At 65.3% G+C, this 25,562-nt stretch carries 23 protein-coding genes and 5 tRNA genes; 18 read left to right on the top strand and 10 right to left on the bottom strand.

Annotation, left to right across the window (positions count from 1 at the left end):
* Nucleotides 1–185 precede the first annotated feature (185 nt).
* Complete coding sequence (locus tag PKKP23_RS02535) at nucleotides 186–1,271, bottom strand: patatin-like phospholipase family protein (RefSeq protein ID WP_420873185.1); 1,086 nt, start codon at nucleotides 1,269–1,271, stop codon at nucleotides 186–188.
* Nucleotides 1,272–1,629: 358 nt separating this feature from the next.
* Here PKKP23_RS02535 and gltX point away from each other — a divergent pair, with 358 nt between their 5' ends.
* From gltX to PKKP23_RS02500, 7 genes are all read left to right on the top strand, one after another.
* A complete protein-coding gene (gene gltX / locus PKKP23_RS02530) occupies nucleotides 1,630–3,039 on the top strand; it encodes a glutamate--tRNA ligase (protein ID WP_126875676.1) in 1,410 nt (469 codons plus the stop codon).
* A 106-nt stretch (nucleotides 3,040–3,145) separates the two neighbouring features.
* A tRNA-Ala gene (locus PKKP23_RS02525) sits at nucleotides 3,146–3,221 on the top strand.
* Nucleotides 3,222–3,402: 181 nt separating this feature from the next.
* Nucleotides 3,403–3,478 (top strand) — tRNA-Glu (locus PKKP23_RS02520).
* An 81-nt stretch (nucleotides 3,479–3,559) separates the two neighbouring features.
* A tRNA-Asp gene (locus PKKP23_RS02515) sits at nucleotides 3,560–3,636 on the top strand.
* Between the two features lie 59 nt (nucleotides 3,637–3,695).
* Nucleotides 3,696–3,771, top strand: a tRNA-Glu gene (locus tag PKKP23_RS02510).
* Between the two features lie 86 nt (nucleotides 3,772–3,857).
* A tRNA-Asp gene (locus tag PKKP23_RS02505) sits at nucleotides 3,858–3,934 on the top strand.
* 198 nt (nucleotides 3,935–4,132) lie between these two features.
* Nucleotides 4,133–4,597: a GNAT family N-acetyltransferase gene (locus tag PKKP23_RS02500; protein ID WP_026122111.1), complete on the top strand. Its 465-nt coding sequence runs from the start codon at nucleotides 4,133–4,135 to the stop codon at nucleotides 4,595–4,597.
* 101 nt (nucleotides 4,598–4,698) lie between these two features.
* On the opposite strand, the gene PKKP23_RS02495 is transcribed toward PKKP23_RS02500, so the two are convergent.
* A complete protein-coding gene (locus PKKP23_RS02495) occupies nucleotides 4,699–5,598 on the bottom strand; it encodes an AraC family transcriptional regulator (protein WP_126875675.1) in 900 nt (299 codons plus the stop codon).
* 237 nt (nucleotides 5,599–5,835) lie between these two features.
* Here PKKP23_RS02495 and rraA point away from each other — a divergent pair, with 237 nt between their 5' ends.
* Nucleotides 5,836–6,327 (top strand): ribonuclease E activity regulator RraA, encoded by a 492-nt coding sequence (gene rraA / locus PKKP23_RS02490; RefSeq protein ID WP_017778103.1) that lies wholly within the window; start codon nucleotides 5,836–5,838, stop codon nucleotides 6,325–6,327.
* Between the two features lie 16 nt (nucleotides 6,328–6,343).
* Nucleotides 6,344–6,754 carry a gamma-glutamylcyclotransferase family protein gene (locus PKKP23_RS02485; protein WP_126875674.1) on the top strand — a complete coding sequence of 137 codons (411 nt, stop codon included), beginning with the start codon at nucleotides 6,344–6,346 and terminating at the stop codon, nucleotides 6,752–6,754.
* 126 nt (nucleotides 6,755–6,880) lie between these two features.
* Here PKKP23_RS02485 and aceB read toward each other — a convergent pair whose 3' ends face one another.
* Nucleotides 6,881–8,473 carry a malate synthase A gene (gene aceB, locus PKKP23_RS02480; RefSeq protein WP_126875673.1) on the bottom strand — a complete coding sequence of 531 codons (1,593 nt, stop codon included), beginning with the start codon at nucleotides 8,471–8,473 and terminating at the stop codon, nucleotides 6,881–6,883.
* Between the two features lie 94 nt (nucleotides 8,474–8,567).
* Complete coding sequence (locus PKKP23_RS02475; protein ID WP_420873184.1) at nucleotides 8,568–9,368, bottom strand: haloacid dehalogenase type II; 801 nt, start codon at nucleotides 9,366–9,368, stop codon at nucleotides 8,568–8,570.
* Between the two features lie 143 nt (nucleotides 9,369–9,511).
* Between PKKP23_RS02475 and PKKP23_RS02470 the strand changes: the two genes are divergently transcribed.
* On the top strand, nucleotides 9,512–10,420 hold the full coding sequence (locus tag PKKP23_RS02470; protein WP_017778107.1) for a LysR family transcriptional regulator: 909 nt from the start codon (nucleotides 9,512–9,514) through the stop codon (nucleotides 10,418–10,420).
* A 184-nt stretch (nucleotides 10,421–10,604) separates the two neighbouring features.
* On the top strand, nucleotides 10,605–11,039 hold the full coding sequence (locus PKKP23_RS02465) for a universal stress protein (RefSeq protein ID WP_026122112.1): 435 nt from the start codon (nucleotides 10,605–10,607) through the stop codon (nucleotides 11,037–11,039).
* 302 nt (nucleotides 11,040–11,341) lie between these two features.
* Here the strand turns inward: PKKP23_RS02465 and aceA are convergent, their stop codons facing one another.
* From aceA to PKKP23_RS02450, 3 genes are all read right to left on the bottom strand, one after another.
* Nucleotides 11,342–12,652 (bottom strand): isocitrate lyase, encoded by a 1,311-nt coding sequence (gene aceA / locus PKKP23_RS02460; protein ID WP_017778109.1) that lies wholly within the window; start codon nucleotides 12,650–12,652, stop codon nucleotides 11,342–11,344.
* Nucleotides 12,653–13,070: 418 nt separating this feature from the next.
* A complete protein-coding gene (locus PKKP23_RS02455; RefSeq protein ID WP_126875671.1) occupies nucleotides 13,071–14,732 on the bottom strand; it encodes a DEAD/DEAH box helicase in 1,662 nt (553 codons plus the stop codon).
* Between the two features lie 375 nt (nucleotides 14,733–15,107).
* Nucleotides 15,108–15,377: an acyl-CoA-binding protein gene (locus PKKP23_RS02450; protein WP_017778111.1), complete on the bottom strand. Its 270-nt coding sequence runs from the start codon at nucleotides 15,375–15,377 to the stop codon at nucleotides 15,108–15,110.
* Between the two features lie 139 nt (nucleotides 15,378–15,516).
* Here PKKP23_RS02450 and tsaB point away from each other — a divergent pair, with 139 nt between their 5' ends.
* From tsaB to PKKP23_RS02430, 4 genes are read left to right on the top strand one after another with little or no spacing between them, the layout of a single operon-like run.
* Entirely contained in the window at nucleotides 15,517–16,359 is an 843-nt protein-coding gene (tsaB, locus tag PKKP23_RS02445) for a tRNA (adenosine(37)-N6)-threonylcarbamoyltransferase complex dimerization subunit type 1 TsaB (protein ID WP_126875670.1), read from the top strand.
* On the top strand, nucleotides 16,356–16,850 hold the full coding sequence (rimI, locus tag PKKP23_RS02440; protein ID WP_126875669.1) for a ribosomal protein S18-alanine N-acetyltransferase: 495 nt from the start codon (nucleotides 16,356–16,358) through the stop codon (nucleotides 16,848–16,850). Before tsaB ends, rimI begins: the two co-directional genes overlap by 4 nt.
* Complete coding sequence (locus PKKP23_RS02435) at nucleotides 16,837–17,874, top strand: uracil-DNA glycosylase (protein ID WP_126875668.1); 1,038 nt, start codon at nucleotides 16,837–16,839, stop codon at nucleotides 17,872–17,874. Before rimI ends, PKKP23_RS02435 begins: the two co-directional genes overlap by 14 nt.
* Nucleotides 17,871–19,052 carry a DUF1853 family protein gene (locus PKKP23_RS02430; RefSeq protein ID WP_240658700.1) on the top strand — a complete coding sequence of 394 codons (1,182 nt, stop codon included), beginning with the start codon at nucleotides 17,871–17,873 and terminating at the stop codon, nucleotides 19,050–19,052. The genes PKKP23_RS02435 and PKKP23_RS02430 overlap by 4 nt, the downstream gene beginning before the upstream one ends.
* Before the next feature lie 21 nt (nucleotides 19,053–19,073).
* Here PKKP23_RS02430 and thiD read toward each other — a convergent pair whose 3' ends face one another.
* Nucleotides 19,074–19,880, bottom strand: coding sequence for a bifunctional hydroxymethylpyrimidine kinase/phosphomethylpyrimidine kinase (gene thiD / locus PKKP23_RS02425; protein WP_126875667.1), 807 nt, complete (start codon nucleotides 19,878–19,880; stop codon nucleotides 19,074–19,076).
* A 28-nt stretch (nucleotides 19,881–19,908) separates the two neighbouring features.
* Complete coding sequence (gene lplT, locus PKKP23_RS02420; protein WP_017778115.1) at nucleotides 19,909–21,216, bottom strand: lysophospholipid transporter LplT; 1,308 nt, start codon at nucleotides 21,214–21,216, stop codon at nucleotides 19,909–19,911.
* A gap of 221 nt (nucleotides 21,217–21,437) precedes the next feature.
* Here lplT and alr point away from each other — a divergent pair, with 221 nt between their 5' ends.
* From alr to PKKP23_RS02405, 3 genes are all read left to right on the top strand, one after another.
* On the top strand, nucleotides 21,438–22,508 hold the full coding sequence (gene alr / locus PKKP23_RS02415; protein WP_126875666.1) for an alanine racemase: 1,071 nt from the start codon (nucleotides 21,438–21,440) through the stop codon (nucleotides 22,506–22,508).
* A 3-nt stretch (nucleotides 22,509–22,511) separates the two neighbouring features.
* Nucleotides 22,512–23,888 carry a DNA repair protein RadA gene (radA, locus tag PKKP23_RS02410; protein ID WP_126875665.1) on the top strand — a complete coding sequence of 459 codons (1,377 nt, stop codon included), beginning with the start codon at nucleotides 22,512–22,514 and terminating at the stop codon, nucleotides 23,886–23,888.
* Between the two features lie 197 nt (nucleotides 23,889–24,085).
* On the top strand, nucleotides 24,086–24,349 hold the full coding sequence (locus PKKP23_RS02405; protein WP_026122114.1) for a DUF2866 domain-containing protein: 264 nt from the start codon (nucleotides 24,086–24,088) through the stop codon (nucleotides 24,347–24,349).
* A gap of 70 nt (nucleotides 24,350–24,419) precedes the next feature.
* Here the strand turns inward: PKKP23_RS02405 and PKKP23_RS02400 are convergent, their stop codons facing one another.
* On the bottom strand, nucleotides 24,420–25,559 hold the full coding sequence (locus PKKP23_RS02400) for a CaiB/BaiF CoA transferase family protein (protein ID WP_240658698.1): 1,140 nt from the start codon (nucleotides 25,557–25,559) through the stop codon (nucleotides 24,420–24,422).
* Between the last annotated feature and the right edge of the window lie 3 nt (nucleotides 25,560–25,562).

Raw genomic sequence — 25,562 nt, 5'->3', positions numbered from 1 at the left:
AGAAAGCTCGCTTCGTTTGAAGCGGGCTTTTTGTGCTTGTGGGGCTCAATCGCCCCCCAGTAAACCATCGAGCACGTGGCGCTCGTGCTGTCGGGGCGAGCAGTGCGGCAAATGCCGGCGCGGGACGAATTCCAGTTTGGGAAGACTCGCCCGGCCGCAGTCCTGCCGTCTGATCGAAGTGCGCCTTACGCGACCGTGGCCCGGCTCTGCGCGAGCTTGCGTTCGAGATCAGGCATGATCCGCGCCACGGCTTCTTCGCCGGCGAGAATCGCCGCATTGCGCTGACCGAAGTCGCTGCTGCTCATGGCGGACAGATTCGGCCGGATCACGAAGTCCGCATATTTGTCGAGCTCATAGGCCTTGATGGTTTGGCCCATGATGGTGAACGTCTGCATCAGGACATCGAACGAACTTTGCGTGAGTCCCGTTTCCGGGCGGGCGGAGATGTCCACGGCGATCACGAAATCGGCGCCCATCTTGTGCGCGAACGCGGCCGGCACTGGGCTCACCAGCCCCCCGTCCACATACTCGTGGCCGCCGATTTTCACGGGCTCGAAGATCGACGGCACGCTGCACGACGCCCGCACCGCGATGCCCGTGTTGCCGCGCTGGAACAGGATCGGCTCGCCGGTCCTCAGATCGGTGGCGACAACGCCGAGTGGCTTCGCCATTTTTTCGATGGGGCGGTTGTTCAGCGTCGTGTTCAGGTAGTTCTGCAGCGCGACGCCCTGCAGCAGGCCGCGCGCGCGAAACGGCATGGCCCAGTCGCTGATGGATGCCTGATCCATCGTCAAGGCAAGCTTGTTGATCGCGATGCCGTTCATGCCCGAAGCGTAGAGCGCGGCAACCACGGAGCCCGCGCTCGTGCCGCATACCAGATCGATCTGCACATTGCGTGCTTCGAGCGCCTTGATCACGCCGATGTGCGCAAAGCCGCGCGCAGCGCCGCCGCCGAGCGCGAGCCCGACCCGCAGCGGACGCGTTGGCTTGCTGACGGGTGGCGTGGCCGCGGCATTCGGCGTGTTGGGGGTGTTGTGGGTCTGTGTGCCAGCGGTGCCGCAGGCGGTGAGCACGGCCGAGGCCGCAGCGAGCGAAAACGCGCGGCGGCCCATGGATGGCGAGGAAGGCTTCAACGATTTCTCCAACTGCGGCAACGCGCGGCCGGCCGGTAGCCGGGGCGTATGCCGCGGATCATGCAACGCGCGCGGCGCGAAGGCTGTGGCGTATCGTGCGGCGCGCACCGCGTCGGCAACGGGCGCCGGCGCGGGCACATCATAAAGCAAACGGGCAGCAGTGGACGGATACACGAACCGAGCGGACATGCTAGTTCCGGCGGGACGCCAAACGTCCTGCCAGGGACATGCGGCATGCCCGGATGCCGCGCCTGGAAGGCAGCAAGCGCTGCACACCTGGCCTCGTTTGCGCGCGAGCCGCGTGGCACGCCCGGTCCACCGAAGCCTCGGCGGGTATAATCGCAGGTCGAATTTTTCATTCGCGTCGCGCGGGCAAAACGCCGCAGGGCATCATCGGCCGGCATCTTGCACTGCCGCTCGGGCAACTGCGGCGAGTCCTTCACGAGACCGAGGCAGCCTTGCCCGCACGCGCGACGCCGTCTCCGAGCTCATCCATATGACCACCTCTGTCCGTACCCGCTTCGCACCGAGTCCCACCGGTTTCATCCATCTCGGCAACATTCGCTCCGCGCTTTACCCGTGGGCGTTCGCGCGCCATCACAAAGGGATCTTCGTGCTGCGCATCGAGGACACGGACCTGGAACGCTCGACGTCGGAGTCGGTCGACGCCATTCTCGAAGGCATGGCGTGGCTCGGTCTCGATTACGACGAGGGCCCGTTCTACCAGATGCAGCGCATGGACCGCTATCGCGAGGTGCTGGCGCAGATGGCGGAGCAGGGCCTCGTGTACCCCTGCTACATGTCGACGGAAGAACTGGACGCGCTGCGTGAAAGACAGCGCGCCGAGGGCCTCAAGCCGCGTTACGACGGCACGTGGCGGCCCGAGCCCGGCAAGACGCTGCCCACGCCCCCGGAAGGCGTGAAGCCGGTGCTGCGCTTCCGGAATCCGCTGACCGGCGTTGTGGCATGGGACGACGCCGTGAAAGGACGGGTGGAAATCTCCAACGAGGAACTCGACGATCTCGTGATCGCGCGTCCCGACGGCACGCCCACCTACAACTTCTGCGTCGTGGTGGACGACCTCGACATGCGCATCACGCACGTGATTCGCGGCGACGACCACGTGAACAACACGCCGCGCCAGATCAACATCCTGCGTGCGCTCGGTGCGCAGCCGCCGGTCTACGCGCATCTGCCCACGGTGCTCAACGAACAGGGCGAGAAGATGAGCAAGCGTCATGGCGCCATGAGCGTGATGGGCTATCGCGACGAGGGCTATCTGCCCGAGGCCGTGCTCAACTATCTCGCGCGGCTCGGCTGGTCACATGGCGACGCCGAGATTTTCTCGCGTGAGCAGTTCGTCGAATGGTTCGACCTCGAGCACCTCGGCAAGTCGCCCGCGCAGTACGACCACAACAAGTTGAACTGGCTCAACAATCACTACATCAAAGAGACCGACAGCGCGCGTCTTGCCGAACTGGCCAAGCCGTTCTTCGCGACGCTTGGCATCGAAGCGGCGATGATCGAGGCAGGCCCGTCACTGGACGGTGTGATCGCGTTGCTCAAGGATCGGGCGTCGACCGTCAGAGAGATCGCGGAAAACGCTGTCATGTTCTACCGCGAGCCGCAGCCTGAACCTGAAGCGCTGGCGCAGCACGTAACCGATGTCGTGCGTGGCGCACTCGCGGATCTTGCCACGGCGTTGCGCAGCGCCGAGTGGACGAAGGAGGGCATCGCGGCCGCGCTGAAGGCCACGCTCGCTGCTCACAAGCTCAAGATGCCGCAGCTCGCGATGCCTGTTCGTCTGCTGGTGGTGGGCACCACGCACACGCCCTCGATCGATAGCGTACTTTCGCTCTTCTCGCGCGAGGTAGTGGTGGAGCGCATCAGCAAGGCGCTGGCATAAGCGGGGTCGCTGCGGGTTCGTTGCGAGCGAAAAAGTTGCGTGTGAAAGCTCAAAGGGTATTTACAAACCGCAATTCGGTCTCTACAATCTCGCTTCTGTTCTGCAAGGGGGTATAGCTCAGCTGGGAGAGCGCTTGCATGGCATGCAAGAGGTCAGCGGTTCGATCCCGCTTACCTCCACCATCAGAACATCGTGAATGCCCTTTCTACCCAGCCGGGTGTTTGTAGAAAAAAGGCTTCACAAGCAGCGGTAGGGCAGTTAATATAGCGGTCTTCGCTGTTGCAGGTAGTTAGCAGTAAGTTGCGGGCAATAAGCAGCGCAATGAGCAATACGCTGCAGAAGCGGTCAATCTGCAAAGATTATGTCCCCTTCGTCTAGAGGCCTAGGACATCACCCTTTCACGGTGAGTACAGGGGTTCGAATCCCCTAGGGGACGCCAGGACATTAGCGGCGCCAAGCAGTAACCGGCGAAGCAGCATGCGGGAACTAACCGACGCCCGTAAGCCATGATGTAAAGACTGGAGCGGTAGTTCAGTCGGTTAGAATACCGGCCTGTCACGCCGGGGGTCGCGGGTTCGAGTCCCGTCCGCTCCGCCAGACAAAGCCCGTTCAGGCGCACTTGAGCGGGCTTTTTTATTAAGGTGTAAGCCTGTGTTGTCCCCTTCGTCTAGAGGCCTAGGACATCACCCTTTCACGGTGAGTACAGGGGTTCGAATCCCCTAGGGGACGCCAAAGACACACAGGGTAGCAGCGCCGTGCAGCATGAGGCGATGCAGCGTACCCGGCCACAAGGCGATGTGCGCGAAGCTGTAGAGTTTGGAGCGGTAGTTCAGTCGGTTAGAATACCGGCCTGTCACGCCGGGGGTCGCGGGTTCGAGTCCCGTCCGCTCCGCCAGAAACGAGAAGCCCGCTGGGAGTACCCAGCTGGCTTTTTTGTTGTTTGGTCCCTTGGGCGCCGAGCGTTCGCGCTTGCCTTGAACTTGCCGGATCGAAACGCCAGTCCGTCGTTCGCCGCCGCTTCGGGAAAAACAGCCATTGCCAGCACACGCGGCCTGCCTTACCGTTGTGCAGGTTCTTCTCTCGCCGGTGTGCCATGTTTGCCCCGAACGACGTTCCATCCCGCTTCCACCTGCGCGGCGCCACCATGGAAGACTTCGAGTTCGCCGAAGCGCTTACGCGCACGAACATGGACGGCTATTATCGGCGGCACCATCTCGTCTGGCGCGGCGACCTGTTTCTCGCGAGCTGGCGCGAATCCGAGAACTTCATTCTGGAAGCTGAGGGCGAAGCGATCGGCGTACTGCGGGTGACTGAAGAAAACGACTCGCTGCATATCCGGGACGTACAGATCGCCGAAGGCCACCGACATCAGGGCGCAGGCACCTTCCTGCTCGGCATCTCGCATCAGTGGGCGCGCGAACGCGGTCTGAAGGAGCTTCAGCTACGTGTGTTCGTCGACAACCCGGCGGCAAAACTTTATCAGCGCATGGGATATCGGCCCGCGGGCCCCCGGCTGGCCCGGCTCGGCTCCATCCGGCACATGGCGCGCAAGGTGTAATGCGATGGATCCCATCGCTTTCGTCAGTCTCTAAACCCGTTCTTCTGCGCCCGCCAACCCGCTTCAGCAATTGCGTGGTACCGCAGTTTATCCACCGCAGATTACGTGCGCACAGGTGGCGCGGTGTCGGCCTCAACGTCAGACGACAACAGCTCGTCTGGGGTGGCGAGCGTGGTCCCGTTGTCCTCGCGATGCGCGATGTCGCGTGCGATGAACGCGCGCGGACTCTGCCCGAAGGCCCGTCGGAACATCGCCGAAAACGCGCTCTGGCTCTGGTAGCCGAGTTCCTCCGCGACGAGCGACATGGGCCGCCCCTGGTTCAGCAAGGGAATCGCACGAGCGAGGATGGCCTGCTGGCGCCACTGCGAGAAGCTCATGCCCAGTTCCTGGCGGAACAGCCGGGCGATGGTGCGCGTGCTCGCGCCGATGCTGGCCGCCCAGTGTTCCAGCGACACCGAGCCGGCCGGATCGGCAATCAGCGCTTCGCAGAGCGTGCGCAGCCGCTTTTCCGCGGGCATCGGCACCGAGAGCGGCAACGGCTCGGAGCGCGTGATCTCGTCGAGGGCCAGCGTGCCGAGCAGCCGCTCACGATACGAAGGCAGCCCTTGCGTGTCGAGTGCCGCGATCACCTCGCGCAGCAGCCCCGATACCTCCACCACGCGGCACGCATCCAGTCCCTCGGGCACTACCGTCTCGTCCACATAGAGCGTGCGCAGGAACGCGTCTTCCACGATGACGACTTCGTGCGTCACATGCGGCGGCACCCAGATCGCGCGCGAGGGCGGCACCATCCAGGTCGTCCCGGTGGTGGCCACGCGCAGCACGCCGCGCGATGCGTAGGCAACCTGCGCCCAACCGTGTGTGTGCCGCGCGATGCGCACGCCAGCCGGCATGGGCCGCGAACGCACGCGGATGGGATGAACCGGCGTAGGCGCGAAGTCCGGCGGAATGTCGGCGAAATGGACCTGGTCAGAAGATGGCGAGGTGGCGTCGAGTGGCATGGTGGGCGCGGCTCCGGGACGGCGGCGGCTCCGACATTGTAGGCGGGCGAAGCACACGCTGCAGGCTCGCTCCTCGCGTCTGCGAGGCTCGCATGGCCGCCGGGGCACAACCCCATGCGGAGCCCCGTCGGCCGATGGCCGCCGCCTTTTCTTCCCTGCCTCATATGCGGGCATAATGCGTGCGATTTCGACGACGTCGAACCCATTGCCAAACCCAAACCATTGGGAGGAAGCTCCATGACCCAGGCCACTGCAGATCTCTGCGACGCGCACGAGGACCAGCTCGCCGCCGGCACGCTGCGCGTGCTCGATCCGGTCTTTCGTTTCTTCGGCCGCACGCCGGCCTTTTGCGGTCCGGCCGCCACGCTGAAGGTCTTCGAAGACAACACGCTCGTGCGTGCCGCGCTCGAACAACCCGGCGAGGGCCGCGTGCTCGTGGTGGACGGCGGAGGTAGTCTGCGATGCGCGCTGGTCGGGGGCAACCTCGGCAAGCTCGGAGAGACCAACGGCTGGGCGGGCATCGTGGTGTACGGCTGCGTGCGCGACACGGTCGAGCTCAACGAATGCGAAATCGGCATTGCCGCGCTGGCCACGAATCCGCAGCGCAGCCAGAAACGCGGCGGCGGCGAGCGCGACGTGCCGGTGCGCTTGCCCGGCACCACCGTGCGGCCTGGCGAATGGGTCTACGCCGATGCGGACGGCGTGCTGGTTGCCAACGTGCCGCTCTGAAGTCGGGAGACGCTTGATGCAGTACGTGTTCGTCTACGGCACCTTGCGGGCGGGAGAGATCAACGACATCAATGCAGCCGCGGCGCGCTACGACATCGCGGCGCCGGTGCTCGTGGGCGAGGCCTGTGTGCCGGGGAGGCTGTTCGACTTCGGCGCGTATCCGGGCCTGGTGGTGGAGCAGGTGGGCGATCGCGCGTTGCCTGTGAAGGGCGACGTCTACGAGATCGACGATGCGCTCGTCGCCGTGCTCGATGAGATCGAAGAGGTGTATCCGGGCGTGGAAGGGTTGTTTCTCGCCCGCCACACGCAGGTCGAGCTGCACGGCGTGGCATTCACCTGCCGGTTCTATCCCGTCGCGCTGGAGTCGACGAGAGGATTGCCGGAGATCAGGAACGGAGACTGGGTGGCGCATCGTCGCACGCGCTGAGCGACGTCTGAGGTCGCCCGAGATTTTCTCAACCCGCGTGCGCTACGCCGCCACCCACTCCACGCGCCGCCGCGAGCCGGCCCGCCTTTCACAGCCGGGCCGGCCCCGCAATAGCAGTCACGATACTCAGATTTCCTCGTACAGCGGCAGCGTGAGGAATTCCGTGAACTGCTCTGCCGTGGACATCTGCTCGAAGATTTCAGCCGCGCGCTCGTACGGCGCCGTATCGCCCCCCACCACGTTCTTCACCTTCACGAGTTCCTCTTTCGCGAGGGCGCGCACGAGTTCGGCCGTGACCTTGCGGCCGTCCTCCAGCGTGCCCTTCGGCGAGCGGATCCACTGCCATACCTGGGAGCGCGAAATTTCTGCTGTGGCGGCGTCTTCCATCAGGTTGTGGATCGGCACGCAGCCGTTACCGGTGAGCCACGAGCCCAGGTAGTGGATGCCCACGTTGATGTTGTTGCGCAGACCCGTTTCGGTGATCGGCGCTTCCGGACGGAAGTCGAGCAGATCCTTCGCTGTCACCTGCACATCGTCGCGCTGCTTGCCGATCTGGTTCGGCTTGTCGCCAAGCACTTTGACGAACTCTTCCATCGCCACGGGCACGAGGCCCGGGTGCGCGACCCAGCCGCCGTCGTAGCCGTCGCCTGCGTCGCGCGCCTTGTCCGAACGCACGCCGCCCATTGCCTTGTCGTTGGCGGCCGGATCGTTCTTGATCGGAATGAGCGCGCTCATGCCGCCGATAGCGGGCGCATTGCGGCGGTGACACGTCTTGAGCAGCTGCAGTGCATAGGCGCGCATGAACGGCACGGTCATCGTGATCTGCGAGCGGTCCGCGAGGCAGAAGTCCTTGTCGTTCTTGAACTTCTTGATGGCCGAAAAGATGTAGTCCCAGCGGCCTGCGTTGAGGCCCGAGCTGTGCTCGCGCAGTTCATAGAGAATCTCGTCCATCTCGAACGCAGCGAGGATCGTTTCGATCAGCACGGTGGCGCGGATCGTGCCGCGGGCAATGCCGACAGCTTCCTGGGCGGCGACGAAGACGTCGTTCCACAGGCGCGCTTCGAGGTGGCTCTCCATCTTCGGCAGATAGAAGTACGGGCCGCTGCCGCGCGCGATCAATTCCTTCGCGTTGTGGAACAGGTACAGCGCGAAGTCGAAGATGCCGCCCGAGACGCGCTGGCCGTCCACGGTCACGTGCTTTTCGTCGAGGTGCCAGCCGCGCGGACGCACGATCAGCGTCGCGATCTTGTCGTTGAGGCGATACGACTTGCCGTTCTGCTCGAGCGAAATGGTGCGGCGGACAGCGTCCTTGAGATTGATATGACCGGTGATCTGGTTGTTCCAGTTCGGGGTGTTCGAGTCCTCGAAGTCGGTCATGTACGAGTCCGCGCCCGAGTTCAGCGCGTTGATGATCATCTTGCGCTCGACCGGGCCCGTGATTTCCACGCGGCGGCATGCCAGGTCTTGCGGCAGCGGGGCAATGGTCCAGTCGCCATCGCGCACGCTCTTCGTTTCAGCGAGGAAGTCGGGGCGCTCGCCGGCGTCGAGGCGCTTCGTGCGCTCAGCGCGTGCCTTGAGCAGTTCCTGGCGGCGCGGCTCGAACGCGCGATGCAGTTGCGCGACGAGCGCCAGCGCCTCTGGCGTGAGGATCGTTTCGAAGCCCGGCGCGATCTCGCCGGTAATCTGCATGCCCTGCGGTGTCTGCAACGAATTGGCCATGATGGCTGCTCCCTGGTCGGTCAGATGTGAGTCGGATGTGAATCGGATGTGAAAGCGGTTACTGCGTACGCCGTCCACGCGGAACGGCGGCCCTTCATGCGCCGGGGCTGTGGCGCACGCGGGCCGCGCTCCGGTCGGGCGGCGCATGGGTTTCGAGAAATGCGGCGAGTTCCGCCATGCCGCTGCCTGTGCCGTCGGGCCGCACGCCGAGTTCCTCCGCGGGCGCGCCCTGGCGGTTGATCCAGAACGTGGTGTAGCCGAACCAGCCGGCGCCCGCGGCGTCCCAACCGTTCGACGAAACGAACACGATGTCGCGCGGGGCAGCACCGAAAGCCTGCGTGCCGAGTGCATAGGCTGCGGGCGAGGGCTTGTAGGCGCGCACGGCGTCCACGGAAAGCACGTGATCGAAGAGCCCGGTCATGCCGGCGCTCTTGATGGCGATGTCGAGCATCTGCGGATTGCCGTTCGAGAGAATGGCGAGGCCCGGCGCGCGCCCTGCGCTATTGCTGCTATCGCGGGCGCGCAACTGCCGCAGCACGGGCAGCACGTCGGGAAAAGCCGAGAGACACGCGTATTCGTCCATCAGCCGCTTTTCACCGGTGGCGGTGAGCGGCAGGCCCAGCTTGCGGGCGGAGAAGCGCAAGGCGTCGAGCGTGACGTTCCAGAACGGCTGGTAGCGCGCGCCGCCTTCGGGGTCGGAGAGCGTGCGCAGCTGCGTGTATTCGATCTGCTTTTGCCGCCACAGCTGCGACAGCGCGATTCCGTGGCCCGCGAACAACTGCTCGGCTGCGGCGATGACCGAATGCACGTCGAAGAGCGTGCCGTACGCGTCGAAAATCACTGCTTTGGGAAAGGGTGTCGTTGTGGCCGACATAGCCGTGCGCTCCGTTATCAGAGGTCAACGACGATTCTATTCGTGATGGTAAAAGCAAAGAAAGCCCTGAATCGTCACTTGATCTTTTACTTCCATCTACCTAATCTGTCGCTCACTGCTCGGAAACTCATTTTTCCGACGCTCGAACCGCTTACGGTGACGCGATGGACCGCTTCAAACAGATCGAAACCTTCGTTGCCGTGGCGGCGAAGGGCAGCCTTTCGGCCGCGGCACAGGCCGAGGGCGTGGCGCCCGCCATCATCGGGCGGCGCATCGACGCCCTCGAAGAGCGCCTCGGCGTGAAACTGCTCGTGCGCACCACGCGGCGCATCACGCTCACGTTCGAAGGCTCTGCGTTTCTCGAAGACTGCCAGCGCGTGCTGCATGAGATGCAGAACGCCGAAGCGAGCGTGTCGGCGGGCGGGGTCAAGGCAAGCGGCCACCTGCGCGTCTCGGCGCCGGCGGGTTTCGGACGGCGCCACGTGGCGCCGCTCGTGCCCGCGTTCACCGTGGCGCATCCCGACGTCTCGGTCACGCTCGATCTCTCGGACCGCATGGTGGACCTCGTGAACGAAGGCTTCGACTGCGCCGTGCGTCTCGGCGAATTGCCGGATTCGTCGCTCGTGTCGTTGCGGCTGGGCGAGAACCGGCGGCTCTGCGTGGCTTCGCCGGGCTACCTCGCACGCCGCGGCGCGCCGGCCACGCTCGCCGATCTCGCCCATCACAATTGCCTTGCGCTGGCGGCGAGCGCCAACCAGCAGCGTGGCTGGACGTTCCAGCAGGACGACAAGGTGGTCTCGATCCGCGTCTCGGGCACCATGGAATGCTCGGACGGTGCGGTCCTGCACGAATGGTGTCTCGAAGGGCACGGGCTCGCGTGGCGCTCCTGGTGGGAGGTCGGCACCGACGTGCTGGCCGGACGGCTCGTGAGCGTGCTCGACGCTTTTGCCGCGCCGCCCATCGGCATTCACGCCGTGTTTCCGCAGCGCCGCCATTTGCCGCTGCGCGTGCGGCTCTTTCTCGATTTCCTCAAACATACCTACGAGCAGCCCGGGTACTGGGGCGAAGGTTGACGCCGCGCCTTGCGCCGCGCTGCGCGCGGGTTTCCGATATGGGTACAGACCCGCACCCGTGTGCTGGGGCGTTTTTCGGCGCACTAGAATCGAAGCAAGAGGTCCGCGATGCGAGACCATTCCGACACCACCGCCGCAGTCCGGCGCTGTGCAGATCGCGCCGCTGCCCACCACGGAGGGCGCCATGTTCAGGCACATCCTCGTTCCAACCGACGGATCGGAACTGTCGAAGAAGGCGATCGACGGCGCCATCGATCTCGCCCGAGCCGTGGGGGCGCGCGTGACGGCGTATGCGTGCCTGCCGCAATATCCGTACTCGCCGTTTTCCGAAGTCGTGATCGAGCCGCCCGTCGATTTCCAGCAGCGCAGCGAACGTGAAGCGCAGGTGCATCTGCAGGAGGTCGAGCAAGCCGCGCGCAGCGCGGGCGTGGCCTGCGACTGCCAGACGAGCGTGCACCCGTCACCGTATCTCGGGATCATCGAAGCCGCGGAGCAGGGCGGTTGTGACGTGATCTTCATGGCCTCGCACGGACGGCGTGGCCTGGGCAGCCTGCTGATCGGCAGCGAGACGCAGCGCGTGCTGACCCATACGAAGATTCCTGTGATCGTGTATCGATAGCGACAAGCGAGGCCGTCAAAAACGCGGCCCGCAGCGAAATCGCGCCGGTGGTCCGGCGCGTTCCGTTCTTTTGCGTGCTGTCGCGGTTGTGCCGCGTTGGCATTTTTTCCAGGCTTGCAGTCCGTCGTATGGGGTCGACCATACTGGCCTGCGAACGCGCGTACCTCAACGCGCAGCCTGGTGTGGGGGCGGGTGGTACCTGAGGTATCCACCCGCCGCGCCTCCTCCCTGATTTGTTTTTCGAAGCCGGGATTATTCGGGCCCGGGGACCGGACCCGGCAATCCGCCGGCAACCCGCTGGGTCAGGCGACCTTCTTGTCGAAGAACTGCTCGTCTTCCGTCGAACCGTGCAGCGCCGTGGTGGAGGCGTCGCGCTCCACCGTCTGCGTGACGGCGTCGAAGTAGCCCGTGCCCACCTCGCGCTGGTGCTTGACTGCGGTGAAGCCCTTCTCGGCCGCGGCGAACTCGGCCTGCTGGAGTTCGACGAACGCGCTCATCTGCTGGCGCGCGTAGCCGTGCGCGAGATTGAACATCGAGTAGTTGAGCGCGTGGAAGCCGGCGAGCGTAATGAACTGGAACTTGTAGCCCATCGCGCCGAGTTCCTTCTGGAACTTCGCGATCGTTGCGTCATCGAGGTTCTTCTTCCAGTTGAACGACGGCGAGCAGTTGTAGGAGAGCAGCTTGCCCGGGAACTGCTTATGGATCGCCTCGGCGAACTTCTTCGCGTATTCCAGATCCGGCTTGCCCGTTTCGCACCAGATCAGGTCGGCATACGGCGCGTAGGCGAGACCGCGCGACACGGCCTGCTCGAGGCCCGGCTTCGTGCGGAAGAAGCCTTCCACCGTGCGTTCGCCCGTGAGGAACGGCTTGTCGTTGTCGTCGACGTCGGACGTGATGAGGTCGGCAGCTTCGGCGTCGGTACGCGCGACGAGCACGGTCGGCGTGCCGCAGACGTCGGCGGCGAGGCGCGCGGCGACGAGCTTGGCCACGTTTTCGCGGGTCGGCACGAGCACCTTGCCGCCCATGTGACCGCACTTCTTCACCGAGGCGAGCTGGTCTTCGAAGTGCACGCCCGAGGCGCCGGCCTCGATCATGGCCTTCATCAGTTCGAATGCGTTGAGCACACCGCCGAAGCCGGCTTCGGCGTCGGCCACGATGGGTGCGAAGAAGTCGACGTAGCCTTCGTCGCCTTCGTTCTTGCCCTCGGACCACTGGATCTGGTCGGCGCGCGTAAGCGTGTTGTTGATGCGCTTCACGACGAGCGGCACCGAGTTCGCCGGATACAGCGACTGGTCGGGGTACATTTCGCCGGCCACGTTGGCGTCGCCCGCTACTTGCCAACCCGAGAGGTAGATCGCCTTGAGGCCGGCCTTGACCTGCTGCATGGCCTGGTTACCGGTCAGGGCGCCGAGCGCGTTCACGAACGGCTCGTTGTTCACGAGTTGCCACAGCTTTTCGGCGCCGCGCTTCGCGAGCGTGTGCTCGACCTGCAGCGAGCCGCGCAGGCGCACGACGTCCTCGGCGCTATAGCCGCGCTTGATGCCTTTCCAGCGCGGATCGGTTTCCCATTGCTGCTGCAGTTCCTGAGCCTGTTGTTGACGCGTCGTGGTCATGATGTGCTCTCCTTAGATTGCCTTGAAGTGAATCGATGGACTGGCTGTCTTCGCGAAACGGCGACCCTGGGAGGGGAGCGGGGCGATTCGTTTCGTGAAGTCTTATATAAGAGTCTAGGCAAAAGCAGACGGCTGCAACAGGGCGGGAGTCAGGTTTTTGAGAGATTTATTATTGTTTAAAATCAAATATTTGGTGGATTCGTTCCATGATGAGAAATGTCGTTTTCCATCCTGGAACGCGGTAGCTTGTGCCACGCAGCACGAAATTTTACGACTCAAAAGATTTTTTCATATCGTGAAATTTGGCGAGGCATAAAAAAAGACCGGTGCCAGGGGCACCGGTCTTTAGAACCTTTGCGGCGGCACAAGAGGCCGCCGGTCGGGAAATCAGGCGTGTTGCGTTTGACGCGAACGGGGATTAGTCGCCGCGGCGCGAGGTGCGCGGACCATCCTGCCGGCGGCCGCTGTAGCCACCTTCGCGGGAACCACCAAAGCCACGCGAGTCGCCGGAGCCGCTGCGCTGACCGCCGGGGCGGCCGTCGCGCGCGCCGTAGCCATCGCGGGACTGGCCGCCGCTCGGCGCGCCGTAACCGCTGCGAGAAGCACCGTCCGCAGACTTGTTGGCCCAGCCGCCAGTGCGTTGACCGCCCTGGCCGTAGCCACCGCCCGGCTTGCCGTTACCGAAACGGCGCCCGCTGTTACCGCCGCCGTTGCCGCCACCGGGACGGCCACGGCCAAAGCCGCGATTGGCCGGCGCCGTTTTGCGCGGCTCGAAGCCTTCGACCACGTTGACGGGTAACGTGGTGTGCACGAAGCGTTCGATGCGCTTGAGCGCGCCTTGCTCGGCGTGATGCACGAGGCTCACCGCGATACCCGAGCGGCCCGCACGACCCGTACGGCCGATGCGGTGCACGTAGTCTTCGGCGAACTTCGGCAGGTCGTAGTTGAACACGTGCGTGATGCCCGGAATGTCGATGCCGCGCGCAGCCACGTCGGTTGCCACGAGTACGCGAACGCGGCGCTCGCGCAGCGCGCGGATGGTCCGGTTACGGGCGCCCTGGGGCAGGTCGCCATGCAGCGCGGCCGTTTCGAAACCGGCGTCGGCAAGACGCCCGGCCAGCTGGTCAGCGTCCATCTTGGTCGCCGTGAACACGATGGCCTGGTCGAGGCCGGTGTCGCGCAGCAGATGGTCGAGCAGACGGTTCTTATGGTCACGGTCGTCGACGTAGTGCACCGTCTGGGCGATGTTCGTGCGCGATTCCATGCGTTGCACGATCTCGATACGCTCGGGATTCTTCAGCAGGCGGCCCGTGAGCGAGCCGATCTTGCCGTCCAGCGTGGCCGAGAACAGCATGGTCTGACGCGTGGCCGGCGTGGCGGCGACGATCGTTTCGATGTCGTCGATGAAGCCCATGTCGAGCATGCGGTCGGCTTCGTCGAGCACGAGCATCTGGAGTTCGGACAGGTCGATGCGGCCACGCTCGAGGTGATCGAGCAGACGGCCCGGCGTCGCAACGAGAATCTCGGGGTTCTTCGCGAGCAGCATCAACTGCTGGCCATAGGCGACGCCGCCCAGAATGCTCAGCGTGCGCAGGCGGCGCAGATGCTTGCCGTAGGTCGACGCGGCGGTGGTTACCTGCATGGCGAGTTCGCGCGTGGGCGTGAGCACGAGGAGGCCGGGGCGCGCGACGGGTTGCGGACGGCGGCCGCGGCGGTCGCCTTGTCCATCGGCCGAACGCGGCTCGCGCGGCTGGCTGGCTTGTGCCTTCTGCAGTTGGGCGAAGCGCTCGATGGCGGGCAGCATGAACGCTGCGGTCTTGCCGGAGCCTGTGGGGCTCGAAACGAGCAGGTCGCGGCCCGCGATGGCGGCGGGAATGGCGCGCTCCTGCACCGGCGTCGGAGCCTTGTAGCCCGCTGCGGTGAGCGCCGAGACGATTTCGGGCGAGAGGCCGAGCGACGCGAACGTCGGGCCTTCCGGCGTGGCAGCGGCGTCGTGCGCAGGCGCGGCGTGCTGTTCGTCGGTACTGAACACGTCGTTGGCGAGGGCAGTCAGCGGGCTGGGGGTGTTACTCGAAGTCATGTAAATCCTTGGAACGCAGGAAATGGAACGTCGGCGCCAATCGACACAACCCTGGTCGTCGGATTCAGCGGGCATGAAGCCGCGAGCAAATCGAAAAACGGGGGCAACTCGCAATTGTGAGCGAGTTTCTAGTTAGAAGCTGTTTCGGATGCGGCGCACCGGGATGGTAAGCCGCCAGCCTGATCTTTGACGGCCCGAACAGGGCCAAGGCAGAGGGGGACAGGTTCTAAACTGGATTGGAGCATAACGCTACGAAGCGCTGTGCCGCGAAACCGGTTTGCACCGAGGCCAAGGCAAAACGCAGCCCGCATTATAAAGAGATTTGTTGCGCTGCGCCACATTCATTTCGGTTTTTTGCGCCCGGCCTCGCGAGCGTCAGGAAGCCGTGCCGTTTTTCAGCGACTCCACGAGTTCGACGTACTGCTGGCGCGCCGTTTCCTGCGGCGTACCCTTGAGCGCGGCCCAGGCGTCGTGCTTGTATTTGCCGACGATATCGGCGAAACCGGGTTTGTCGCCGTGGACGTCGCCTTCGGTTGCCTGCTTGAAGAGCGCGTACAGACGCAGCAGCGTCAGATTGCCGGGCCGTTCGGGCAGCTGTTTCACGTCTTCCTGGGCTTGTGCGAACAGGGCATCGACATCGCTCATCGTTTTCTCCATGGCAGTAGCGGGAATGGGCGTCGATGGTAACAGCCGCGCTGCCCGTGACGCTGGAGCAACCCTTCCAAACGGCGCGCAGGCCGACCACCGCCCGTGGGGGCAAGGGCGGGGCATTACAATAGCGGGCATGACTCAGACCGTGCTGCTTGCCATCGATACATCGACCGAATTCTGCTCGGTCGCCTTGCTTTGCTCCGCCGGCGATACGTCCGGCGCTACCGCACCCGCCGCGCCGCGCATCTGGATGCGCCACGAGGCCACCGGCGCGGTGTCCAGCACCCGTCTTCTACCCGCGATTCGCGAACTGTTCGACGAGGCGGGCTTCGTCCTCGCCGACTGCGGCGCGATTGCATTCGGCGCCGGACCGGGCTCGTTCACCGGCTTGCGCACCGCAACGGGCGTCGCCCAGGGGCTCGCATTCGGACTCGGGGTGCCGGTCGTGCCGGTCGGCACGCTGCTCGCATGCGCCGAGGCGGCGCGGCTTGCCGACCCGTCGGTCACGCGGGTGCTCGCGGCGCTCGATGCCCGCATGGACGAGGTCTACTGGGCGGACTTCGCATGGGACGGTGAGCTGCAAGAATGGCGCACGATTCAGGCAGCGTCGCTGGATGCGCCTGCGCAACTTTCAATTCCCGATGTGCCGTTCACGCTCGCCGGCAATGCCGCGGCGGCGTTCGGCGAGCGCCTGCCCGCAGCGGCACATGCCCAGCGCGTGGATGGCAATGCCGTACCGCATGCCCGCGCGGTCGCGACCGCGGCGCTGCGTGCACTGCGCGCCGGCCGCACCGTGCGCCCCGACGAAGCCGCGCCCGAGTACGTGCGCAACAAGGTTGCGCAAACGGTAGCCGAGCGCCTCGCGACCAGGTCGGCACAAGCCCATGCCGGCACCGCGGCCGCATCGGCCTCTCGCGAGGCGCGCGGCGGCGAGGGGGGCGCCGTTGCCCACGATGGTTCCGAGGGCACGCGATGAGTGGCGTGTTGCTGGCCGACCGCTATCTGTCTCCGATGACGGAAAGCGATCTCGACGAAGTCGTATCGATCGAGAGGGTCGCCTACGAATTCCCGTGGACGCGCGGCAACTTCGAGGACTCGCTGCGCAATGGCTACTTCGGCATCTGCATGCGGCACGTGACGGGCACGCTGCTCGGCTATTGCGTGCTGATGCCGGTGGTCGACGAGCTGCACGTGCTCAATCTCTGCGTGGCGCCCAGCGCGCAGGGCGCGGGCGCCGGGCTCGCGCTGCTGCGCGAGGCGGTACGCACGGCGCGCAATCAACGGCTCGAGGGACTGCTGCTCGAGGTGCGACCGTCGAATCATCGGGCGATCCGGCTGTACGAGCGTTTCGGGTTCAAGTCGATCGGGCGGCGCAAGAATTACTATCCGGCGCGCCATCGCAGCCGGGAGGACGCGATCGTGATGCGTTTTTCGTTTGCAGAGGAGGGCGCGCATGACGCTCCATGAGACCGTGCTGGAAGAACTGGGCCTCGCGCCTTTGTGGGTACGCCGTGGTGCGGAAGACCAGGGGCCTGCCGACGCGAGCGCCGAATCTCGTGCGGATCTGCCGCCGGTAGCGGTGGCGGCGGGGGATCGTGATGCGGACGTTGCGCCTGGCGCCGCGGTGCCTGCCGCACGGCACGAGGCGCACGCTTCGGGCGTTCTCGCCCCGGCAGTGGCCGTATCGCCCGCGGTGGCTCGAACGTCGGGCAGCGCTACGGCCGTCGCGAACGCTCCGACAGCTAAAGCGTCCGGGGGAGCCGACGCCGACACGGTGGTCCCGCCTTCGGCCACCACCGCTCCGTTCGTCGACGAACCGCCGCCCGCCGAAGACGACTTCGCTTGGTTCGATGCTCCGTCGTCCGCGCCGGTGCAGGAAGCGCCAGCAGCTCAGGATGCGCCCGACGCGCCGTCCGTCTCGACGCTCGATTGGGACGCACTCGCCGCCCGCGTGGCCGACTGCCACCGCTGCCGCCTCTGCGAAAAACGCACCAACACGGTGTTCGGCGTGGGCGACCGCGAGGCCGAATGGATGCTGGTCGGCGAGGCGCCCGGCGAGAACGAAGACCGGCAGGGCGAGCCGTTCGTCGGCCAGGCGGGCAAGCTGCTCGACAACATGCTGCGTGCGCTCGCGCTTGCGCGGGGCAACAACGTCTACATCGCGAACGTCATCAAGTGCCGCCCGCCCGGCAACCGCAATCCCGAGCCCGACGAGGTCGCGCGCTGCGAGCCTTACCTCCAGCGCCAGGTCGCGCTCGTGAAGCCGAAGATTATCGTTGCGCTCGGCCGCTTCGCCGCGCAGAGCCTGCTCAAGACCGACGCCAGCATCTCATCGCTGCGCGGCCGCGTGCATGAGTACGAAGGCGTGCCCGTGATCGTCACGTATCACCCCGCGTACCTGCTGCGCAGTCTCCACGACAAGGCGAAGGCGTGGACCGACCTTTGCCTTGCGCGCGACACGTGGCGCAAGGGCGGGGGCGGCGAGAAATGAAGACCGGCGTGCCGGGCGAGTCCGACGTCACCGTGCCGGACGAGCCGGCACTGCCGGCCCGGTCGCAGACGTCGGTGCACGCGGGCGCGCACGTTGGGTCGCCCTCGCAGGCTCAGCCCGACCCGACAGCCGAACGGCCAACCGACGTTCGACCTGACAGGCCATCCAATATCGTTTGGGACTCGCGGTCGCAGCCCAGCGAACACGCCCATGACGATGCCCGTCTTGATGCGCTGCGCGATACCGCCGTGCGAGACCTCGCGTGGCTGCTTTTCAGTCCTGGCCTGTTGTGCGCGCAGCCGCTTGCCGACCTGCTCGCGAATCCGTTCGAATCGGCCAACGAGCGCGCCGCCACCATCGACTGGCTCGCTGCGCTCGATCGCGACGCGCTCGCGCTGCACAGCGCCATCGCGGCGGCGCGCGTGACGCGTCTTGGCCGTTATGCCGAATGTCTGCTTGGCTGGTTTCTCCAGCACGGTCCCGCCGCACGGCTCGTGGCAGCGAACGTCGCGCTACGCCGCGCGGGCGTCACGCTCGGCGAATGCGATTTCCTCGTGGAGACTCACAGCGGTCGCCGCCTGCATTGGGAACTGGCTGTGAAGTGCTACCTGCATGCGGGCGAGGGGCACGCGCGCCTCGCGGATTACGTTGGCCCGAATCTGCAGGATCGCTTCGACATCAAGTTGTCCCACCTGCTCGATCATCAGTTGCCGCTCAGCGGACGTGAGGAGTTCGCGACGCTCGGGCATCGCGGGCCGTGGGAGGCGCGGATGTTCATCAAAGGCTGGTTGTTCTATCAGGCGGAGAACCTGCCCGCCGACGCTGCGGGCCACGCGGAGGCGCTTGTGCCCGAACTCGCACCCGAACTCGCGCCCGATCATGCACGCGGCTGGTGGACGACGCGCGCCGACTGGCCTCGCTTTGCGTCGGGCCACGCCACGGCCTGGCGTGTGCTGTCCCGTCTCGAATGGCTGGCGCCGCGCCGGCATCATGACGACGAAGGGCAGATGCCATTCGTCGTCAGCCACACACTGACCCAACAACTTGAAGACAAAGCCGGTCCGGCAATGGTGGCCGCGTTCGCGCGCGACGCGAGCGGCACCTACACGGAGCGCTCACGCGGTTTTATCGTGCCGGACGAGTGGCCGCGCCACGCCCACGCATTCGCGCGCCGGTGACGTGCTACGCGCTTTCGCGCGTCACCACCAGCGATAGAAGTGATGAACGGGTCCCACGCCGTGGCCGACATCGAGCCGGCTGCTCGCTTCGATGGCACCCGTCAGATATTGCTTGGCGTCGGCTACCGCTGCGGCCACGCTGTCGCGCTGCGGCGCGAGTGCCGCAATTGCCGACGAAAGGGTGCAGCCCGTTCCGTGCGTGTTCCTGACCGGCACGCGTGCACCGCCCAGGCGCAGCGTGCCGCTCTCCTGCACGAACCAGTCGGGACTCTGGTCAGTACCCAGATGCCCGCCCTTCACCAGCACAGCGCGTGCGCCCAGCGCCCGCAGGGCTTCGCCCTGGCGCACCATGCCGGCTTCGTCGGTCACCGTCGCTTCACCAAGCAGCGCGGCCGCCTCGGGCAGGTTCGGCGTCACCACGTCGGCGAGCGGCAGCAGTTCGTCGCGCAATGCGGCGACCGCGTCGGCCGTGAGCAAGGCGTGATTGCTCTTCGAGATCATCACCGTGTCGAGCACGATGCAGGGCGGCCGATAGCGTGCAAGTGCGGCCGCGACCGCGCGCACGATAGCCGCGTTCGCCAGCATGCCGATCTTGACTGCGTCGATGCGGATGTCGTCGAACACGGCATCGAGCTGGGCCGTGACGAACGCCGGCTCCGGCGCGTGGACGCCCGTCACGCCGCGCGTGTTCTGCGCAGTGAGCGCCGTAATCACGCTTGCTCCGTACGCGCCGAGCGCGGAGAAGGTTTTCAGGTCGGCCTGGATGCCGGCGCCGCCGCCGGAGTCGGACCCGGCGATGGTGAGCACATTGGGAATGGGATGATTCATGACAGCGAGAGGGCGTGGGATTGCCCGATCAGTGCTTCACTTCGCCGATGAGCGCGACCGAATCGAACGCGCGCTGGTTTGCCTGGTGGCGCCGCATCACGAGCCACATCATGAGGCACACGAAGGTGCCGAACAGCACGATGACGAGCGCGACCGGCACGTCGAGCCAGACGAGCACGGCATAGAGGCAGAGCATCACGAGCACGGAGAGGTTTTCGTTGAAGTTCTGCACGGCGATCGAATGGCCGGCCGAGAGCAGCACGTGCCCGCGATGCTGGAGCAGCGCGTTCATCGGCACCACGAAAAAGCCGGAGAGGCTGCCCACGAACATCAAGAATACGTAGGCGATCAGCAGATAGACCGGCACGTGCAGCCGCCCGACGGAGATGTTCCAGTGCGGCGGAAAGAAGTCGCGCGTGTAGAACGCCATCAGCATGACCGCGATGCCCATGATGATGCCTACGGGCAGCACCGACAGCGACTTCTTGAGCGGGATGCGCGCTGCGGCGATCATCGCGCCGGCCGCCACGCCGACCGCCACCACGGCCTGCAGGAGAGCCCCTTCGGAGAGCGACATGCCGAGCGAGACCTCGGCCCACTTGAGCACGATGAATTGCAGCGTGGCGCCCGCGCCCCAGAAAAGCGTGGTGACCGCCAGCGAGATCTGGCCCAGCTTGTCGCGCCAGAGCACGAGGAAGCAGTCGGCGAAATCGGTGACGAGCTTGATGGGCCCGCGCTCCTGCTTCGGATAACGGGCGCCGGTGTCGGGAATGCGCAGATTGAAGAGCGCCGCGATGACGTAGATCGACATGATCACGAACATCGCCGCTTCGGCGGGCGTGTTGATGGAAGGCGGCGTGTAGCGGATGACGTGCGAGGCGATGTGCGGGCTGATCAGCGCGCCGCCCAGCACCGTGCCGAGAATGATGGAGCCGACCGTGGTGCCCTCGATCCAGCCATTCGCGGCGACGAGCCGGTCAGGCGGCAACAGTTCGGTGAGAATGCCGTACTTGGCGGGCGAGTAGGCCGCTGCGCCGAAGCCCACCACGCCATAGGCGAAGAGCGGATGCGTGCCGAACAGCATCATCAGGCAGCCCACGACCTTGATCGTGTTCGTGATGAACATGACGCGGCCCTTGGGCCGGGAATCGGCAAACGCTCCCACGAACGCAGCAAGGACGACGTACGACAGCACGAAGAACAGCTTCAGCAGCGGCGTCATCCAGTTTGGAGCGTGGAGATCTTTGAGCAGAGCAATGGCAGCGATCAGAAGCGCGTTGTCGGCCAGCGAAGAAAAAAACTGCGCGGCCATGATGGTGTAAAAGCCTTTTCTCATCTGATGATGCGATGCTGTCCTCTCTGCCGTCCGTCCGCCCCGGACGGCTGTAAGGCATCCGGGCTTATTACGATCGAAATGGGTTGTGCGCACGGCTTTATATCACGAAAATAGCGGCATTCGGACTAGCAGATACCTCAGCCGCACCATCCGGCGGACTTCCAGGCGCTGAAAACGCATTGTAAGCTCCTGATTTGAAAGCGTCTTTACGAAAACTTCCCATGCCGCGTCCCCTCTCAGCCACGATTCACACCGCCGCTCTTGCCAACAATCTCGCCGTCGTGCGCCGCTGCGCGCCCAAGTCGAAAATCTGGGCTGTCGTGAAAGCCAACGCCTACGGTCACGGGCTCGCGCGTGCGTTCCCGGGGCTTCGCGCAACCGATGGCTTTGGATTGCTCGACCTGGAAGAAGCGGTGAAGTTGCGTGAGCTGGGCTGGGCTGGGCCTATTTTGTTGCTCGAGGGCTTCTTTCGTCCGACGGATATCGACGTCATCGATCGCTATAGCCTCACCACCGCCATTCACTCGGACGAGCAGATGCGCATGCTCGAAATGGCGCGTTTGTCGAAGCCGGTCAATATCCAGCTGAAAATGAATAGCGGCATGAACCGTTTGGGTTATACGCCCGAGCGTTTCCGTGCGGCATGGGAGCGCGCGCGTGCCTGCGCGGGCATCGGCCAGATCACGTTGATGACCCATTTCTCCGACGCCGACAGCGAGCGCGGCATCGGCTACCAGATGGAGGCGTTCGAGCGCGGCGCCGAAGGCATCGCGGGTGCGCGCAGCCTCGCGAATTCGGCGGCCACGCTCTGGCACCCGTCGGCGCACTTCGACTGGGTGCGCCCCGGCATCATTCTGTACGGGGCATCGCCATCGGGCGTGAACGCGGCGATCGACGGCGTGGGCCTGCAGCCGGCCATGACGTTCGCTTCCGAACTCATCGCCGTGCAGACCGTGGCAAAAGGGCAGACCGTGGGCTACGGCTCGACCTTCAAGGCGCGCGAGACCATGCGCATCGGCGTGGTCGCCTGCGGCTACGCGGACGGCTATCCGCGCATCGCGCCGGAAGGCACGCCCATTATTGTGGACGGCGTGCGCACGCGGGTGGTGGGCCGCGTCTCCATGGACATGCTCACTGTCGATCTCACCTCGTGCCCGAACGCGAACGTGGGCACGCGCGTCGAGCTGTGGGGCAATGCCTTGCCCATCGACGACGTGGCGCAAGCGTGCGGCACGATCGGTTACGAGCTGATGTGCGCGATCGCGCCGCGTGTGCCGGTGCGGGCGGAATAACGCGTGGCCCGACCGAAGACGCTGTACACCTGCACCGAGTGCGGCGGGCAGGCGCCGAAGTGGCAAGGGCAATGCCCCGCCTGCGGCGCGTGGAACACGCTCGTCGAAACCGTCGCTGAGCCGGCCGGCACAAGGCGCTTCCAGTCGCTCGCGAAGACTGCGACGGTGCAGCGGCTCGCCGATATCGAAGCCTCCGATGTGCCGCGTTTCACCACCGGCGTGGGCGAGTTCGACCGCGTGCTGGGCGGCGGTCTCGTGGCAGGCGGCGTGGTGCTGATCGGTGGCGACCCGGGTATCGGCAAATCGACGTTGCTGCTGCAATCGCTCGCGCAGATTGCAAGCGAGCGCCGCGCGCTGTACGTGAGCGGCGAGGAATCCGGCGCACAGATCGCCTTGCGCGCCCAACGGCTCGCGCTGCTGGAGCCGGGGGCGAAGGCGAGCGACCTTCAGTTGCTCGCCGAAATCCAGCTCGAAAAAATTCAGGCCGTCATCGAGGCCGAACGGCCCGACGTGGCCGTGATCGATTCGATTCAGACCATCTATTCCGAGGCGCTTTCGTCGGCGCCGGGATCCGTCGCACAGGTGCGCGAATGTGCCGCGCAACTCACGCGCTTAGCCAAGCAGTCGGGTACCGCGATCATCATGGTCGGGCACGTCACGAAAGAGGGCAATCTGGCGGGGCCGCGTGTGCTGGAGCACATCGTCGACACGGTGCTGTACTTCGAAGGCGACACGCATTCGTCGTTTCGCCTTGTGCGCGCATTCAAGAACCGCTTCGGCGCGGTCAACGAACTGGGCGTGTTCGCCATGACCGAGCGCGGCTTACGCGGGGTCGCGAATCCTTCCGCCCTGTTTCTTTCGCAGCACGAGCAAACCGTGCCGGGCTCGTGCGTGCTCGTCACGCAAGAGGGGTCGCGGCCGCTGCTCGTGGAAATCCAGGCGCTCGTGGATACGGCGCACGTGCCCAATCCGCGGCGGCTCGCGGTCGGCCTCGAACAGAACCGGCTCGCGCTGCTGCTCGCGGTACTGCATCGGCATGCGGGCATTGCGTGTTTCGATCAGGACGTTTTTCTCAACGCGGTGGGCGGCGTGAAGATTACCGAGCCCGCCGCCGACCTTGCCGTGTTGCTCGCCATTCATTCGTCGATGCGCAACAAGCCGTTGCCGAAGGGCCTCATCGTGTTCGGCGAAGTGGGGCTGGCGGGCGAGATCCGGCCGTCGCCCCGCGGGCAGGAGCGGCTCAAGGAAGCAGCGAAGCTTGGTTTTTCGCGCGCGCTCATTCCGAAGGCCAATGCACCGAAGCAGCCGATCGACGGCCTTCAGGTCATCGCGGTCGAGCGCATCGAGCAGGCTATCGACCGCGTGCGCGAGTTCGAATAGCGGATCGCTAGGCGCGATCGGGCCGTGTTCGGCTGCGAGCCGTTTTGAGTCGAGCGCTATGTTGTCCCTCGCCTTGCGGACGCTTTGTGGCCGTAATCGGCTGTAACGGACGCCGTGGACGCTGTAACCCATGAGACATCTCTTTTCCCTATGCTCGATTCGGTCTGCATTCCGTTTCGAGCGGGAAGGGTGGTGCCTTGAAACAGTCTCATGAATCCGTGGGCCAATGCGCCGTCGTGGTGCGCGGCTGCCGCGTGTCCGATCCGATCCGTCAGCCGTGGGGCGGTGCATGCCGCATCGTCGAGTGGATTGACAGCGATGGTCAGATTTCCCGGCGCGTCGTCGCGGAACACGTGACGGCTGCAGAAGTGCGCAGCACCATCGCGCGCCACGTGGAAGGGCGTAAGCATCGGCTCTACGACGACGAGCGCGAACCACGGCAGACCTTGCCACGGCGTTGAGGCCTGAGCGCGGAACACGCCTCTGGGTGTCACCGAGTTCGCCGGTTCAGGCACCACACTTGACGCCTGTTCAATACTTGTCTTGCCGTTGCGGCCCTGCGAGCGGCGTTCGTATGTTGGTCGTCTTTTCCTGCTGTGCCGCGGTGCGCGCTTCTGGGGCTTTCTCTGCATCCGGCTGTTCCGCCGTCGCGCTCGTGAAGAGCGGATGCCGTGCGGCTTCCGCCGGTGTGAGCACCGGCGAGACGCAGCAGTCGAGCGGCTCCAGCAGCTTCGACCAGTCCTCGAGTGTCCGGCTGGCAATCACGCCGGCCAGTTCGCGCGTGAGCGCGGCGGCGTCGGCACCGCCAACGGCCTGCCCGAGACTCCAGTGCCGCGTGCCCCATTCGGGCCGATCGATCGCCGCGCACAGCGTCTCCCAGAACTTCAGCTCCAGCGCGCCGACCGCAAGCCAACGTCCATCGAGCGTTCGATACAGGTTGTAGCAGGGCACCCCGCCGTTGAGCAGGCTGCCGCCCGCGTTCGGACCTTCGTCGTCGTCGTTGGCGAGCGCGATTTGCGCGACGATGTTGTGGGCGTAGGTGGCGTGCGTCATCGATACGTCGAGGAAACGGCCTTCGCCGCCGCGCGATACGTGCCAGAGCGCCGCGAGAATTTGCGTCACCGCGCTGAGCGCGCCGCCCAGCAGATCGGCAATCTGGAAGTTGGGCAGTACGGGCGTGCCGTCGCTCGAGGCAAGCTGGTCCAGTACGCCGGCATAGGACACGTAGTTGAGATCATGGCCGGCGCGACGTGCGAACGGCCCGCTCGAACCGTAGCCCGTGATGGCGCAATAGACGAGTTTCGGATTGACCTCGCGCAGCGTGTCGTAGCCAAGGCCGAGCCGTGCCATCACGCCGGGGCGAAAACTTTCCACGAGCACGTCCGCGTCGCGAGCCAGCGCCTTCAGCACGTTGCGACCGCTTTCCGACTTCAGGTCGAGCCGCGTTTCCCGCTTGCCACGATTGACGATGCGGTAGAACGCGCCGGGGCGGCCCGCTACCCGGTCTGCGGCGCTCTGCATCATCACCCGGGCGTCGTCGCCGGCACCCGGGGCCTCGATTTTCAGCACGTCCGCACCCAGTTCCGCGAGCCGTAACGTGGCGACGGGGCCGGGCAGCAGGCGCGTCAGATCGAGCACGCGCAAGCCTTGTAGTACAGCGGGAGATGGCACTCT

The sequence above is a fragment of the Paraburkholderia kururiensis JCM 10599 = LMG 19447 genome (genome assembly GCF_003986935.1).
Taxonomy (GTDB): Bacteria; Pseudomonadota; Gammaproteobacteria; order Burkholderiales; family Burkholderiaceae; genus Paraburkholderia; species Paraburkholderia kururiensis.
This window is presented reverse-complemented; position numbering and strand designations above follow the sequence as displayed.

Excerpts from the sequence above, each read along its gene's own strand:
- PKKP23_RS02430 (WP_240658700.1), top strand. The coding sequence starts at position 17,871 with ATGAAGACCGGCGTGCCGGGCGAGTCCGACGTCACCGTGCCGGACGAG.
- gltX (WP_126875676.1), top strand. The coding sequence starts at position 1,630 with ATGACCACCTCTGTCCGTACCCGCTTCGCACCGAGTCCCACCGGTTTC.
- alr (WP_126875666.1), top strand. The coding sequence starts at position 21,438 with ATGCCGCGTCCCCTCTCAGCCACGATTCACACCGCCGCTCTTGCCAAC.
- aceA (WP_017778109.1), bottom strand. The coding sequence starts at position 12,652 with ATGACCACGACGCGTCAACAACAGGCTCAGGAACTGCAGCAGCAATGG.
- PKKP23_RS02470 (WP_017778107.1), top strand. The coding sequence starts at position 9,512 with ATGGACCGCTTCAAACAGATCGAAACCTTCGTTGCCGTGGCGGCGAAG.
- PKKP23_RS02450 (WP_017778111.1), bottom strand. The coding sequence starts at position 15,377 with ATGAGCGATGTCGATGCCCTGTTCGCACAAGCCCAGGAAGACGTGAAA.
- rraA (WP_017778103.1), top strand. The coding sequence starts at position 5,836 with ATGACCCAGGCCACTGCAGATCTCTGCGACGCGCACGAGGACCAGCTC.
- lplT (WP_017778115.1), bottom strand. The coding sequence starts at position 21,216 with ATGAGAAAAGGCTTTTACACCATCATGGCCGCGCAGTTTTTTTCTTCG.
- tsaB (WP_126875670.1), top strand. The coding sequence starts at position 15,517 with ATGACTCAGACCGTGCTGCTTGCCATCGATACATCGACCGAATTCTGC.
- PKKP23_RS02485 (WP_126875674.1), top strand. The coding sequence starts at position 6,344 with ATGCAGTACGTGTTCGTCTACGGCACCTTGCGGGCGGGAGAGATCAAC.
- thiD (WP_126875667.1), bottom strand. The coding sequence starts at position 19,880 with ATGAATCATCCCATTCCCAATGTGCTCACCATCGCCGGGTCCGACTCC.
- PKKP23_RS02500 (WP_026122111.1), top strand. The coding sequence starts at position 4,133 with ATGTTTGCCCCGAACGACGTTCCATCCCGCTTCCACCTGCGCGGCGCC.
- PKKP23_RS02465 (WP_026122112.1), top strand. The coding sequence starts at position 10,605 with ATGTTCAGGCACATCCTCGTTCCAACCGACGGATCGGAACTGTCGAAG.
- PKKP23_RS02455 (WP_126875671.1), bottom strand. The coding sequence starts at position 14,732 with ATGACTTCGAGTAACACCCCCAGCCCGCTGACTGCCCTCGCCAACGAC.
- rimI (WP_126875669.1), top strand. The coding sequence starts at position 16,356 with ATGAGTGGCGTGTTGCTGGCCGACCGCTATCTGTCTCCGATGACGGAA.
- PKKP23_RS02435 (WP_126875668.1), top strand. The coding sequence starts at position 16,837 with ATGACGCTCCATGAGACCGTGCTGGAAGAACTGGGCCTCGCGCCTTTG.
- PKKP23_RS02495 (WP_126875675.1), bottom strand. The coding sequence starts at position 5,598 with ATGCCACTCGACGCCACCTCGCCATCTTCTGACCAGGTCCATTTCGCC.
- aceB (WP_126875673.1), bottom strand. The coding sequence starts at position 8,473 with ATGGCCAATTCGTTGCAGACACCGCAGGGCATGCAGATTACCGGCGAG.